10 protein-coding genes and 4 pseudogenes are annotated in these 13,897 nt (G+C 71.5%); 3 read left to right on the top strand and 11 right to left on the bottom strand.

Annotated features, from left to right (window positions below; all coding sequences use genetic code 11):
- Position 1 precedes the first annotated feature (1 nt).
- The 4 genes from ACWDEN_RS08355 to trhA all read right to left on the bottom strand — a co-directional run bounded on the left by ACWDEN_RS08355 (position 2) and on the right by trhA (position 3,817).
- Complete coding sequence (locus tag ACWDEN_RS08355; protein WP_351618317.1) at positions 2-733, bottom strand: Mut7-C RNAse domain-containing protein; 732 nt, start codon at positions 731-733, stop codon at positions 2-4.
- 33 nt (positions 734-766) lie between these two features.
- A complete protein-coding gene (locus ACWDEN_RS08360) occupies positions 767-1,399 on the bottom strand; it encodes a TetR/AcrR family transcriptional regulator (protein WP_450858048.1) in 633 nt (210 codons plus the stop codon).
- Positions 1,400-1,404: 5 nt separating this feature from the next.
- A complete protein-coding gene (locus ACWDEN_RS08365) occupies positions 1,405-2,976 on the bottom strand; it encodes an MFS transporter (RefSeq protein WP_450858050.1) in 1,572 nt (523 codons plus the stop codon).
- A gap of 130 nt (positions 2,977-3,106) precedes the next feature.
- Positions 3,107-3,817, bottom strand: coding sequence for a PAQR family membrane homeostasis protein TrhA (gene trhA / locus ACWDEN_RS08370; RefSeq protein WP_351618326.1), 711 nt, complete (start codon positions 3,815-3,817; stop codon positions 3,107-3,109).
- Positions 3,818-4,104: 287 nt separating this feature from the next.
- On the opposite strand from trhA, the gene ACWDEN_RS08375 reads away from it, so the two are divergent.
- Positions 4,105-5,925 carry a phosphoenolpyruvate carboxykinase (GTP) gene (locus ACWDEN_RS08375; protein WP_351618329.1) on the top strand — a complete coding sequence of 607 codons (1,821 nt, stop codon included), beginning with the start codon at positions 4,105-4,107 and terminating at the stop codon, positions 5,923-5,925.
- Between the two features lie 124 nt (positions 5,926-6,049).
- Here ACWDEN_RS08375 and ACWDEN_RS08380 read toward each other — a convergent pair.
- The 6 genes and pseudogenes from ACWDEN_RS08380 to ACWDEN_RS08405 all read right to left on the bottom strand — a co-directional run.
- Positions 6,050-6,289 (bottom strand): annotated as a pseudogene (locus ACWDEN_RS08380) (hypothetical protein); the annotation flags it as partial.
- A pseudogene (locus ACWDEN_RS08385) lies at positions 6,289-7,188 on the bottom strand (substrate-binding domain-containing protein); the annotation flags it as partial. The pseudogenes ACWDEN_RS08380 and ACWDEN_RS08385, both read right to left, overlap by 1 nt.
- A pseudogene (locus ACWDEN_RS08390) lies at positions 7,185-7,656 on the bottom strand (toxic anion resistance protein); the annotation flags it as partial. The pseudogenes ACWDEN_RS08390 and ACWDEN_RS08385, both read right to left, overlap by 4 nt.
- A pseudogene (locus ACWDEN_RS08395) lies at positions 7,643-8,186 on the bottom strand (hypothetical protein); the annotation flags it as partial. The pseudogenes ACWDEN_RS08395 and ACWDEN_RS08390, both read right to left, overlap by 14 nt.
- A gap of 258 nt (positions 8,187-8,444) precedes the next feature.
- The gene (locus ACWDEN_RS08400) at positions 8,445-8,864 is read right to left on the bottom strand and encodes an SCO4983 family protein (protein ID WP_450858053.1); all 420 of its coding nucleotides are present in this window, start codon (positions 8,862-8,864) and stop codon (positions 8,445-8,447) included.
- Between the two features lie 110 nt (positions 8,865-8,974).
- The gene (locus ACWDEN_RS08405) at positions 8,975-10,186 is read right to left on the bottom strand and encodes a pyridoxal phosphate-dependent aminotransferase (protein ID WP_450858055.1); all 1,212 of its coding nucleotides are present in this window, start codon (positions 10,184-10,186) and stop codon (positions 8,975-8,977) included.
- 294 nt (positions 10,187-10,480) lie between these two features.
- On the opposite strand from ACWDEN_RS08405, the gene ACWDEN_RS08410 reads away from it, so the two are divergent.
- The gene (locus ACWDEN_RS08410) at positions 10,481-11,209 is read left to right on the top strand and encodes a hypothetical protein (protein ID WP_450858057.1); all 729 of its coding nucleotides are present in this window, start codon (positions 10,481-10,483) and stop codon (positions 11,207-11,209) included.
- Between the two features lie 222 nt (positions 11,210-11,431).
- Positions 11,432-12,265: a trypsin-like serine peptidase gene (locus tag ACWDEN_RS08415; protein WP_351611756.1), complete on the top strand. Its 834-nt coding sequence runs from the start codon at positions 11,432-11,434 to the stop codon at positions 12,263-12,265.
- On the opposite strand, the gene ACWDEN_RS08420 is transcribed toward ACWDEN_RS08415, so the two are convergent.
- Positions 12,262-13,875, bottom strand: a complete 1,614-nt coding sequence (locus ACWDEN_RS08420; RefSeq protein ID WP_450858059.1) for an N-acyl-D-amino-acid deacylase family protein — start codon at positions 13,873-13,875, stop codon at positions 12,262-12,264. The two genes, ACWDEN_RS08415 and ACWDEN_RS08420, sit on opposite strands and share 4 nt — an antisense overlap.
- Positions 13,876-13,897 lie beyond the last annotated feature (22 nt).

A 13,897-nucleotide genomic window follows, 5' to 3' on the forward strand; every position in this document is an offset into this window, starting at 1 on the left:
CTCATTCCCCCTGGGTACGCATGCTCAACGCCCGCTCCACGACCGCCTCCAGCTGTTCGTGGTGCGCGCCCTTCCAGTACGCGCGGCCGCACTCCGTGCACTGGGCGAAGACGTCGTAGGAGCGCTGCGTGCCGTGCTTGAGCTGGTCGGCCACCTCGGCCTTCGTGGCCTGTCTGAGCAGGCCGTTGCAGGCGGTGCAGCGGGTCCAGGGGCGCAGGTCGGGGGCGAAGCGGTCGAGGACGTCGTGCAGCTGGTCGTCGGGGCGGGTGCTGTAGACGAAGGCGCCGGCCCACAGCTCGCGGCGGCGCAGCAGCCCCCGGTCGCGGCTGAGCATGACGCGCTTCTCGGCCGCCGAGCGGGTGGCGAGGGCGGCGTCGCCGATGTCCGTCGACTCGTACGCCGTGTCCACGCCGAGCAGGCGCAGGCGGCGGGCGAGCGTGCCGAGGTGGACGTCGAGGAGGAACCGGAGGGGCGCACCGGGGATCTGCTGGGGCCGGTCGACGGGGCGTACGTGCACCGTCTCGCCGGCCTTCGGGATGTGCGCGGCCGGCACCGCGCGGCCGTCCACGACCAGCGCGCCGACCTCGGTCAGCGGGACGCCGAGGGACTCGATGACATGGCCGAGCGTCGAGACGCCGTCCGTGGCCAGGGGCGTGGCTCCGGCGCGCCGGGCGTGCGGCACGAACAGGTGCAGTGCGGGGGCGACTTCGACGCGGATCTCGGGTCCGTTCACCCCGTCAGCATCGCATGGGACGGCGCCCGGGCCTCAGCGGTTTTCGCCGGGGAGGCCGTGCTCCATGACGTCCAGGGCGCGGTCGACCAGGGCCGTGAAGTCGTCCCGGTGGTCGTTCTCCGCCCAGTACATGGAGGTCTCCATCAGGCCGCCGATCAGGGACATGGCGTAGACGCGGACCTCCAGGCCGTCGGGGTCGCGGCCGGTGCGCTCGCCGATGGCCTCACAGAGCATGCGGCCGCTGGTCGACATGCTCTCCATCATCCGCGAACGCACCGCGGGGACCTGGACCATGAGGTGGGTGCGCAGCCGGGACACCTCGAGGTCTTCGGCCACGGCGAGCTCGACGGCCCGGTGCAGGACGTACCGGATGGTCTCGGACCAGGGTTCGTCGGCGGGCCGTGCCTTGATCTCCTCCAGGATCACCGGGTCGTACTCGTCCGTGAGGACGATGTCCTCCTTGGTCGGGAAGTACCGGAAGACGGTCGACGGCGACACCTCGGCCCGTTCGGCGATCTGGTCGATCGTCGTGGCGTCGTAGCCCTGCTCCTGGACCAGGGCGTACGTCGCCGCGCGGATCGCCTCCCTGGTCTTGATCTTCTTGCGTTCGCGCAGCCCCGGCTGCGGTCGGTCGGCGGAGGGGAGGGGGGAACGTGCGGCCGTCATGCCGGTCATTGTCCGGCATCCGTGACGGGGGCCGCCACGGCCGGGGTCTCCTTCCGCCCGGTGCGCCGTACGACGGGGGTGTTCGGCAGCAGCAGCGCCGCGAGCAGGGCCGCCACGAGGGAGGCGAGCCCGCACACCAGCAGCACCACCGTCATCCCGTGGACGTACGCGCTGTCCGCGGAGGCCGCCAGGCGGGCCGAGCCCGTGTGCGCGGCCACCGCATGCGCGGCGACCACGGACTCCCCGGCGGTGTGCGCGGCCTGTCCCGGCAGCCCGGTCACGTCGAGCCGGTCCCGGAAGGCGCTCGCGAGGAGGCTGCCGAGCAGGGCGATGCCGACGGCGCCGCCGACCTGGCGGAACGTCATGAGCAGCCCGGAGCCGCTGCCGGCCCGGTCGGCGGGCAGCGTGCCGAGCGCGCCGTCCATCGCCGGGACGACCGCGAAGCCGAAGCCGAGGCCGGTGATCGACAGCCACAGGGCGGTGAAGCCGTAGCCGTCGTGCACGGTCGTACGGCTGCCCAGCAGGGCGGCGAAGGCGAGCACGACCAGGCCCGCGGTGACCACCGCGCGCGCCCCGAACCGGGCGACGACCGGCTGGGCGCCCTTCGCGGCGACCATCAGCCCGGCCATCATCGGCAGCAGCCGCAGACCGGTGGCGAAGGCGTCGTGGCCGAGGACCGCCTGGAGGTAGGTCGGCACGGTGAACATCAGCCCCGACAGCACGAACATCACCAGGGTCGCGGCGGTGGTGTTGAGCAGGAAGCCGCGGTGGGCCAGCAGGCCCATGTCGAGCATGGGGCGGGTCATCCGGCGTTCCCGCAGGACCAGCGCGGTGAGCAGGACGGCGGCCGCCGCGAACGTCGCCAGCACCAGGCCGTCGCCCCAGCCGCGGTCCGGGGCCTCGATGATCGCGTAGATGAGGGCGCCGAGCCCGGTCGCGGTGAGCGCGGTGGAGGCGGTGTCGACCTTGGGGCTCGCCGGGTCGCGGGTCTCGGGCAGCAGGAACGCGCAGGCCGCGATGCCGAGGGCGGCCATCGGGACGTTGATCAGGAAGACCGAGCCCCACCAGAAGTGGCCCAGCAGCCAGCCGCCGACGAGGGGGCCGAGCGGCATGCCGAGCGCCGAGGCGGCGGAGATCATGCCGATGGCCTTGCCGCGCTCGTCCGGGCCGAACAGCGCGGGCAGCACGGACAGCGACAGCGGCATGATCAGCGCGGCGCCGATGCCGAGCACCGCGCGCGCGGCGATCACGGTGTTCACCTCGCCGGCCAGGGAGCCGAGCACCGAGCCCGCCAGGAAGACGGCGAGCCCGGCGATGAGCATCCGGCGCCGGCCGAACCGGTCGCCGAGCAGGCCCGCGGGGAGCATCAGCGCGGCGAACACGACGATGTACGCGTCCGCCATCCACTGCTGCTGCCCGGTCGTGGCGTGGAGCTGTGCGGCCATGGTGGGCAGGGCCACGTTGAGGATCGTCGAGTCGAAGGCGAGCACCAGCATGCTCGCGACCAGGGCCCCGAGGGCCCACCAGCGGCGGGGGTCGCGCCGCGTCCCGCCGCCGACGTGAGTGACAGTAGCCATGAAATGAGAGTAGCTCTCAAAATACTGAGACTGTCAATGGGTAGCTGGTCTCAGAAGTTTTCGGGCATACGAAAGCGGCCACGGCTGAGGAGCCGTGGCCGCAGGGGGAGGGGAGGGGTGGGTGTCGGGTTTATGCGTGCTGGTAGGCCACCAGTGAGATGCCGACGTAGTGGACGACGAACGCCGCGAGGGTGAAGGAGTGGAAGACCTCGTGGAAGCCGAACCAGCGCGGTGACGGGTTCGGGCGCTTGATGCCGTAGATCACGCCGCCGGCGCTGTAGAGCAGGCCGCCGACGATGACCAGGACCAGGACCGCGACGCCGCCGGTGCGCAGGAAGTCGGGCAGGAAGAACACGGCTGCCCAGCCCATCGCGATGTAGCAGGGCGTGTAGAGCCAGCGCGGGGCGCCCACCCAGAAGACCCGGAAGACGATGCCGGCCGCGGCGGCGGCCCAGATGCTCCACAGCAGCCACCGGCCCTTGGTTCCGGGCAGGAGCAGCAGGGTCAGCGGGGTGTAGGTGCCCGCGATGATCAGAAAGATGTTGGCGTGGTCCAGGCGGCGCAGGACGCCGTCCATCCGGGGGCTCCAGTTGCCCCGGTGGTACAGCGCGCTGACGCCGAAGAGCAGGCAGGCGGTCAGGACGTAGATACCGCAGGCGATGCGGCCTCTGGTGGAGTCGGCGAGGGCGGTGAGCACGAGGCCCGCTATGAGCACGGCCGGGAACATGCCGAGGTGCAGCCAGCCGCGGAGCTTGGGCTTGACCTGTTGCGGCAGCGAGAGCGCGGGACCGCGGCCGTGGGCCGGCGTGTCCGTGGGCGCGTCGGGGACGGACGCAGTCATGCGGGGCATGGTACCTACGCCACCGTAAGTCGGGTGTCAGGGCGGGTCTTGGTCGATCGAACGCAAAAAGACCTTCAGGTGACGCAAACCTGGACGTAAAGGGAACGCAAACCGCCCTGGAAACCGTGGTCTTCCTCACTCCGCTCACCTGTGAGGTCCCCTGGACATATGCGCACTCACGACGGATGATCAAATGAGTGCGGTCGGCACCGGATGAGCATCACGAAGCATCCGGGTCGCAGCCCCCACGGGGCCACAAGGACAAAATCCCTCACTTAGGAGCAACCGTGGCGCGCGACAACTCGGCTTCCAGTGTTCCCACCACCCACCAGGAACTGATCTCCTGGGTCAACGAGATCGCCGAACTGACGCAGCCGGACAGCGTGGTCTGGTGCGACGGCTCCGAGGCGGAGTACGAGCGGCTCTGCGAGGAGCTCGTGGCCAAGGGCACCTTCAAGAAGCTCGACCCGATCAAGCGCCCGAACTCCTACTACGCGGCCTCCGACCCGACCGATGTCGCGCGCGTGGAGGACCGCACCTTCATCTGCTCCGAGAAGGAGGAGGACGCGGGCCCGACCAACCACTGGAAGGCCCCCGCCGAGATGCGGGAGATCTTCAGCGGCGAGAAAGGCCTGTTCCGGGGCTCCATGCGGGGCCGCACCATGTACGTCGTCCCGTTCTGCATGGGCCCGCTCGGCTCCCCGCTGTCCGCGATCGGCGTGGAGATCACCGACTCCGCCTACGTCGCCGTCTCCATGCGCACGATGACGCGCATGGGCCAGGCCGTCCTGGACGAGCTGGGCGACGACGGCTTCTTCGTGAAGGCCGTCCACTCCCTCGGCGCCCCGCTGGAGGAGGGCCAGGAGGACGTTCCGTGGCCGTGCAACTCCACCAAGTACATCTCGCACTTCCCCGAGGACCGCGAGATCTGGTCCTACGGCTCCGGCTACGGCGGCAACGCCCTGCTCGGCAAGAAGTGCTACGCGCTGCGTATCGCCTCCGTCATGGCGCGTGACGAGGGCTGGCTGGCCGAGCACATGCTGATCCTCAAGCTCACCCCGCCGCAGGGCGAGTCCAAGTACGTCGCCGCCGCCTTCCCGAGCGCCTGTGGCAAGACCAACCTCGCCATGCTGGAGCCGACGGTCTCCGGCTGGACCGTGGAGACCATCGGCGACGACATCGCCTGGATGCGCTTCGGCGAGGACGGCCGCCTGTACGCGATCAACCCCGAGGCCGGCTTCTTCGGCGTCGCGCCCGGCACGGGTGAGCACACCAACGCCAACGCGATGAAGACCCTGTGGGGCAACTCGGTCTTCACCAACGTCGCCCTCACCGACGACGGCGACGTGTGGTGGGAGGGCATGACCGAGGAGACCCCGGCCCACCTGACGGACTGGAAGGGCCGCGACTGGACCCCGGACTCCGCCGAGCCCGCCGCACACCCCAACGCCCGCTTCACCACCCCCGCCTCCCAGTGCCCGATCATCGCGCCGGAGTGGGAGGACCCCAAGGGCGTGCCGATCTCGGCGATCCTCTTCGGCGGCCGCCGCGCCTCCGCGGTGCCGCTGGTGACGGAGTCCTTCGACTGGAACCACGGCGTCTTCCTCGGCGCCAACGTGGCCTCCGAGAAGACCGCCGCCGCCGAGGGCAAGGTCGGCGAGCTGCGCCGCGACCCGTTCGCGATGCTCCCGTTCTGCGGCTACAACATGGGCGACTACATGGCCCACTGGATCGACGTGGCCAAGGACAAGGACCAGTCCAAGCTGCCGAAGATCTACTACGTCAACTGGTTCCGCAAGAACGACGAGGGCAAGTTCGTCTGGCCCGGCTTCGGTGAGAACTCCCGGGTCCTGAAGTGGATCGTGGAGCGCCTGGACGGCAAGGCCGAGGGCGTCGAGACCCCGATCGGCATCCTGCCGGCCAAGGACGCCCTGGACACAGGCGGCCTCGAACTCTCCGAGTCCGACCTCGACTTCCTGCTGACGGTCGACAAGGAGGTCTGGCGCGAGGAGGCGGCGCTCGTCCCCGAGCACCTCAACACCTTCGGCGACCACACCCCGAAGGAGCTGTGGGACCAGTACCACGCGCTGGTGGAGCGCCTGGGCTGAACCGCCCGTCGAAGACTCCACGGCCGGTCCGGATGCCCTGACCAGCGATCGTCACGACCGGCCGTGGTGACCACCCAACGGGGCCCCGCACAAAGGCGTGCGGGGCCCCGCCCTGGTTCTCGCCTCAGTTGTTGCGCTCCTCCAGATACCGCGTGTGCGACTCCTGACGTCGTGCCTCCCGGTCCCTGAGCGCCGAGGCCAGATGTTCGGCCTCCTCGCGGAGCAGCGCGAGCTGGCGGTCCAGGTGTGCTTCCGGCGACTCGGTGCCCGGGGTCAGCCGGGTCCACCAGCGGGTGCGGACGTAGGCGTCGACGGCCTCAGGGACGTCCTGCCGTACCGCGCGGGACACCGTGTGCATGCCCTCGAGGCGACGACCGGGCGGCGGTGGGTGGTGTCGGTGATGAGCCGCTGCACGGCGTCGGTGCGCAGGTCCTCGGTGACCTTGCGGACGTCCTCGCGGGTGCGCGCGCCGCTGGAGGCCAGTGAGGAGAGCGGGTAGTCGGCGGTGACGACGCCGTCGCGGGGGCGGATCACGGTGAGGCCCGGGATGCCCTTGAGCACCGACTCGTAGTTGAGCAGGGCGTCGACGCTGCCGCGCCGCTTGTAGGCGGTGGCCAGCCAGCCCGAGGAGCCCGAGGTCAGCTTCTGGCCCTTGAAGAACTCCTTCAACCTCGGCGTGGCCTTGGCGACGTCGGCGTCGGTGAGTGCGGACTGGGCGCCGGAGAGCGCCGAGGCGACCGAGACCAGCGTGGAGAAACCGGAGTTGGAGCGGGCCGGGTCGGTCATGCCGTAGGTCAGCTTCCCGTCCTGTACGGCCTGCTCGATCTGCCCCCAGGTCACCTGCTCGGGCTGCCAGCCGAGCGCCCTGACGGTGGCCGGCTTGACGCCGATGGCGACCGGGCTGGACATCACCGGGGTCTCGGACACCACCTTCCTCGCCGCGTCGGGCTGCAGCCGCAGACAGTCGTCCGAGGACAGCCACAGCGCCTCGTAACGGCCGTCGGCCTGGCCCCTGGCGAGCAGGTCGACGGCGTCCAGGGTGCCCATGCAGGTGGGCCGGACGGTGACGCCGGTGTCCTTGCGGACCCGGTCGAGGACGGCGGTCATGTCGCTGAGCTCGCTGGAGGCGAGCACACGCAGGGTGCCGGGCTTCGGCGCGGCGGGGTCGTCCTTCTGGTGGTCCTCGGACGTGCAGCCGCCGAGCAGGGCCGCTGTCACGGCCGTCGCGGCGAGCAGGGCGAGTGCGGAACGTCGTCGTCTCATGCCGGCGGGCCCTCCAGTGCGCCCTGGGACCTGCTGCGCGGCGCTGTGCAGTTCGTCGGTCAGCGAGGCGACCGTCGAGGCCATGATCTCGGCCGCCTGCGCCTTGTAGCTGTCGATCGCGTCGAGGGTGCGGTAGATGTGCTGGAACGCGCTGCGCAGCGTCTCCGCGCCGACGGCCGGGTCGGCGGCGATCCGCTGTATCTCCTCCCCCTGCGAGGAGAGCATCTCGGCGTTGCCCCGGACGAGTCCCTCGGTCGTCCCGCGCAGGGCGTCGACCTGCTCGATCACCTTCTTCTGCGTGTCCCGCGCGGAGGCCAGGATCACCGAGATGCGCAGGGCGGACACGGTGGTCGTGGCGGCCCGGTCGACGCCCTTGATCAGCTCGTTGTGCTTCTGCCGGACGGGGAAGAGCACGTCGGCGCGGAGGGCGTCGGCCTGCCGGGGGTCGCCGACCCGGGCGATGTGCTCGCGATGTAGAGGGTGCCGGTCAGCTCCCCGTGCGCCTTGGCCCCCTTGAGCTGCTGCCAGGTCCGGTCGTGCCGGGCGGTGTCCAGGTAGGCGGCCATCCTGAGCGTGCCGCGGTTCTTGCCGTCGAGTACGGCCAGCCCGTTCGCCGCGAGTACGTCGGCGGCACTCCGGTGGGCCACGACGACCAGCGGCGAGTAGAACGGCCGGGGCTGGGGTTCCTGCGCGTGGAACTTCGCGGCCGGCGCGTCGGCCGGCGCCCGGCTCCCCGGAAGGGCGAAGTCGTACCCCTTGAGGTCCAGCCCTTCCATGGCCCAGGACCCGGAGGCCTCGGTCTGCACGGTGTAGCCCTTGGCGGCGAGGGCCTTCACCACGTCGGGATCCGCGAAGAAGTCCGCCTTCTCCGACCCGATCACGCCACGCACGGTCTTCGTTGCCGTGCCCTTGTCCTCCCCGTGCCGGCCCGCGACGACGGCGGCCACCACGCCACCGATCAGCAGCACGGCGAGGACGATTCCAGCGATACGTCTCACGCCGGGGAGCGTGCTGCCGGAAGCCCAAGTTCCTGGGCGCCGGGGATGAACAGCCGGTGACGGACCGGACCCGGCACTGCAACGCGCCCGAAGGGGCGCGGGGAACCGCGCGACCGGCCAGTGCGGACAGGAAGCCGTAGGACGACACCAGCCACCACGGCGAAGCGCACCCCGCCACAGCGGGCGCGGTGTATGGCGCCCGGTCCGCGCGTCGCTGCGGGTGCACGCGGACCGGGGCCGATCGTGGGACCCCGGGGGTCAGGCGGTGATGCTCAGTTCCTTCGGCTCCGACAACGCGGCGGCGTGCGCATCCATCCGCTCGGCCGCGAGGATGGCCGCCGCGGTGTCGGCACGCGAGGCGGCGACCACGAGCGCACGGCCGGCGAGGGCGTGCGCCCGCCGGTGCAGCGCCGCGGGATCGCCGGCCGCGGACGGCGCCGCCCGCAGCGGGGAGCGCCCGCCCCGGAGCCGGGCCACCTGCTCGGCGAGCCGCTCGGCAGCGGTCTCCAGGTCGGCCGACGGAGTCTGCCCGCGCAGTTCGTCGGTCACGGCGAGCAGCGCGGCGAGGTGGCCGGCGAGCTGGATGTCCAGCTCCTCCTCGCGCGACCGGTGGGGGAAGTCGGAGGCGGTGCCGGCCCTTGTGCTGTGGACCGACGGGGTGCGGATCGGTTCGTACATGCGGATGGCCTCCTGTGCGCTGACAGGAAGCCATCCTAGCTTGGATTTCGTCTAAAGTTGAGTCGTGTCACGGAATGAGATCCGCCGGCCACGGTCGGCTGCCCCGTCCGCTACGGCTGGCCGTAGCCGTCCAGGAAGTTCCCGATCCGGGTGATCGCGTCCCGCAGATCGCCGACCGACGGCAGGGTCACCACCCGGAAGTGATCCGGCTCGGGCCAGTTGAAGCCCGTGCCCTGGACGACCATGATCTTCTCCTCGCGCAGCAGGTCCAGGACCATCTGCCGGTCGTCCCTGATCTTGAAGACCTGGGGGTCGAGGCGCGGGAAGAGATACAGCGCGCCCTTGGGGCGGACGCAGCTGACGCCCGGGATCCGGGTCAGCAGCTCGTACGCGGTGTCCACCTGCTCCTTCAGTCGCCCGCCCGGCAGCACCAGGTCGTTGATGGACTGCCGTCCGCTGAGCGCGGCCACCACCCCGTGCTGCCCCGGCATGTTGGCGCACAGCCGCATGTTCGCCAGGATCGTCAGACCCTCGATGTAGGAGTCGGCGTGGGCGCGCGGGCCGGAGATCGACATCCAGCCGACCCGGTAGCCGGCCACCCGGTACGCCTTCGACATGCCGTTGAAGGTGAGGGTGAGCAGGTCCGGGGCGATCTTCGCGGTCGGGATGTGCGTGGCGTCGTCGTAGAGGATCTTGTCGTAGATCTCGTCGGAGCAGACCAGCAGGTTGTGCCGGCGGGCGATGTCGGTCAGGCCCTTCAGCACCGCCTCGTCGTACACCGCGCCCGTGGGGTTGTTGGGGTTGATGATGACGATGGCCTTGGTGCGGTCGGTGACCTTGCGCTCGACGTCGGCGAGGTCGGGCATCCAGTCGGACTGCTCGTCGCAGCGGTAGTGCACGGCCGTGCCGCCGGAGAGGGAGACGGCCGCCGTCCACAGCGGGTAGTCCGGGGCCGGTACGAGGACCTCGTCGCCGTCGTCCAGCAGCCCCTGCATCGCCATCACGATCAGCTCGGAGACGCCGTTGCCGATGAAGACGTGCTCGACATCCGTCTCGATGCCGAGGGTCTGGTTGTGCATGACGACCGCGCGGCGGGCGGCCAGCAGCCCCTTGGCATCGCCGTAGCCGTGAGCCGTCGAGACATTGCGGAGGATGTCCTCCAGGATCTCCGGCGGGCACTCGAAGCCGAAGGCGGCCGGGTTGCCGGTGTTGAGCTTGAGGATGCGGTGTCCCGCCGCCTCAAGCCGCATGGCCTCCTCGAGAACCGGGCCCCGGATCTCGTAACAGACGTTGGCGAGCTTGGTCGACTGGATCACCTGCATGCCGTGAGCTTACGGCCCGGTAATGCCTCGTGGGTGGTGTTTTCCGACACGTGAGACGCATTGGTTTGTCCTGATATCTCCGTGGGCTGTCTCAGCGGTCACTTGCGTCCCTAGAATGCGGTGCCGCCGGGGCGCCCGGTCGCGCACGGCGCCGTGAGCGGGCGGGGAGGTACGGAGGGGATGGGGATGGGCGGCGGACACGGACGGAACGGCGGACCTGTACCGCGTCCTGCGCCCCAGGACCGGCCGGACGCGTACCCCGCGCAGCCGCTTCCGGCACTGCCGGACGGTGCTGTGCCGCATCCCCTCGCGGCTGCCCCGCCGGACGCGGCCCCGCCCAGCGTGTACCTCCCGCAGGCCCCGGCGCCGGCGTACGAGGAGTATGCCGACCCCGCCGCCGCCCATGGCTGGATGAACGCCTACGACGAGACCCGCGAACTGCCTGCGCTGACCGAGCGGCCCGGCCCGGCCGACGCCACCCGGCCGACACAGCCGACCCGGTTCGAGCTGGTCGAGCCGGTCGGCCCGACCGGGCCGGCCGGCCGGTCGCGGGAGGGCGAGGGGCGGGCGGCGCGGCGGCGCGCCGAGCGGCACACGGGCGGCCGCCGCCGGGTGGCGGCCGTCGCCGCGGTGCTGGGCGTCGCCGGTGCGGTCGCGGTGATCGCCGCTCTGTCGGGTGGTTCGAGCGGCTCGGGTTCCCCCGCCTCGCGAGGGTCCGGTCCGGCCGTCGGCGGCCCCAGCGCCGCGAGTCCCCGCACCGGCGCCGGCTCTTCGGCCGAGGCCACCTCGACGCCCTCCGGCGGCCCCTCGGCCTCGCCGTCCGGTCTCCCGGCCGCCGGCGCGTCCCCGGGACGGACGACCGGCGGTCCGGCCACCGAGGCCGCCACCACCGCCCCCACGACGCCCGACGCGCCCGCGCCCACCGTGACGACGGCCCGCCCGGACACCAGCGCGCCCACGCCCGGCGGCCGCGGCCACGGCCACGGCGCCACGAAGCACCCTCGCTGGCCGACGGGTGCGTGAGCGCGGGCCGGCGGCGAGGGTTCGCGCTGTGCGGTGCCGTGGTCACCAAGCCCAAGCGGCGCCGGGAAAGGGCGAGTTGAACGCTTGCGGCGGTAGAGGGAAACCCCTATGACCTGAGCCGGCTCCTTGTTCCCTTCCTCTCGATGCACCGAAGATGTGCATGACAAACGAACGGGCGGCCGGAGAACTCCGGTCGCCCACGTCGTCAGAGGGGACCCCCACATGAACAAGCCTCTCCTTGCCGCGCTCTCCTCCCTGGCCATGGCCGGGCTGGGAGCCGCCCCCGCGGTCGCCGCGCCGCACAGCGCCGTCAAGCCCGCGGCGACCGTCAACTTCGCCGGCACGGTCGCGCTCAGCAACTGCTCCGGTTCCGTCATCCGCTTCCCCAACTCCGCCGACAGCGACCCGGCGCTCGTCCTCACCAACGGCCACTGCCTGGAGACCGGCTTCCCGGACCCCGGCCAGGTCATCACCGGCCAGTCCTCCAGCCGCAGCTTCGGCCTGCTGAACGCCTCCGGCAGCAGGGTCGCCACCCTCCGCGCCAACCAGGTCGTCTACTCGACCATGACGGACACGGACGTCACGATCTACCGGCTGACCACCACCTACGCGCAGATCAAGAGCGCGTACGGGATCAGCCCGCTCACCGTGAACGACACCCACCCCACCGCCGGCACCGCCATCAAGGTCGTCTCCGGCTACTGGAAGCGCACCTACAGCTGCAGCATCGACGGGTTCGTGTACCGGCTGAAGGAGGGCGACTGGACCTGGAAGGACTCGGTCCGCTACACCTCCGCCTGCAACACCATCGGCGGCACCTCGGGCTCCCCGGTGATCGACACCAGCACCGGCAAGGTCGTCGCCGTCAACAACACCGGCAACGAGGACGGCGAGACCTGCACGGTGAACAACCCGTGCGAGGTGGACGAGAACGGCAACGTCACCATCCACCAGGGCATCAACTACGCCGAGGAGACCTACGAGATCCCCGCCTGCTTCACCACGGGCAACAAGCTGGACCTGAGCGCCGCCGGCTGCACCCTGCCCAAGCCCTAGCGGACCTCCGTGCGGCGGACGGACCGGCCCGCGAGCACGTCCGTACGCTTCCCGTCCTCGATGACGAACCGGCCGTCGACCAGGACGTGCGGGATCCCCGCGGGAAGCGTGCGGGGCTCGGCGAAGCTCGCGCCGGGCGCCACCGTCCCCGGGTCGAACAGCACCAGATCGGCCCGGTACCCCTCGCGCACCAGCCCCCGGTCCGGCAGCCGCAGCCGGGCCGCGGGCCGGGAGGTGAGGTGGGCGACGCACTCCTCGAGCGAGAGGATCCCCAACTCCCGTACGTAGTGGCCGAGATAGCGCGGGAAGGTCCCGTAGGCACGCGGGTGCGGCTTGTCGCCGCGCAGGATGCCGTCGGAGCCGCCGGTGTGGGTGCGGTGCCGCATGATCGTGCGGACGTTGTCCTCATGGCCGACGTGCTGGAGGACCGTCGTACCGAGCCGGTCCTCGACCAGCAGCCGGCGGGCGGTCTCCCAGGGGGCCTCCCCGCGCGGCCCGGCCGCCTCCCGGACCGTACGGCCCACCAGGTCGCCGAGCGCCGGGTCGGTGACGCCGGAGATCTCGATGGTCTCCCACTCCACCGGCACGCCGTGACAGCCGTCCGAGCCGGTCACCTCCAGGTCGTGCCGGATCCGCTCGGCCGTCGCCGCGTCGGTGAGGCGCGCCAGGACCGCCTCCGGGCCGCCCTCGCTCGCCCAGCTCGGCAGCAGCGCGGCCAGGGTGGTGCAGCCGGGCGTGTAGGGATAGGTGTCGAGGGTGATGTCCGCCCCGGCGTCCAGGGCCCGGTCCAGCAGGGCCAGCAGCTCCGGCGCGCGGCCCTCGTTCACGCCGAAGTTCATCGTCGCGTGGGCCAGATGCAGCGGACAGCCGGCCTCCCGCGTCAGGGCGACCATCTCGGCGTAGGCCTCCAGCGCGCCGGCGCCGTAGGAGCGGTGGTGCGGGCAGTAGTAGCCGCCGTACGACGCCACCACCCGGCACAGCTCGGTCAGTTCGGCGTCCGGGGCGTACATGCCGGGCGTGTACGTCAGCCCGGAGGACAGTCCGACCGCGCCCTGCTCCAGCCCCTCCGCGACCAGCCGCCGCATCCGGTCCAGCTCCTCCGGGGTCGCCGCGCGGTCCTCCCAGCCGACGGCGAGCGCGCGGACCGTGCCCTGGGGGACGAGGTAGGCCGCGTTGACGGCGATGCCCCGGTCGAGCCGGTCCAGGTACTCGCCGACCGACCGCCAGTCGAAGTCGATGTCGTCGCCGTGGCCGTTCCACCCGGTGATCGCCCGCCGCACCTCCGGAAGCGTGCGGTCGTCCACCGGCGCGTACGACAGCCCGTCCTGCCCGAGGACCTCCAGCGTGACCCCCTGCGCGGCCTTCGCGCTGTGGTCGGGGTCGCGCAGCAGGGCGAGGTCGGAGTGGGCGTGCATGTCGATGAAGCCGGGGGAGAGGACCAGGCCCTCCGCGTCCAGCTCCCGCATGGCGCGCGGGCGCTGGCAGCCGGCCGCGGCGGCCTCCTTGACGACCGAGACGATCCGGCCGCCGTCGATCACCACATCGGCCCGGTACGACGGTGCGCCGCTGCCGTCGACGACGTCGGCGTCCCGGATGACCAGGTCCTCCATGTCCCGCCTCCCTTTTCACCGG

This window comes from Streptomyces sp. NPDC001153 (assembly GCF_053598315.1).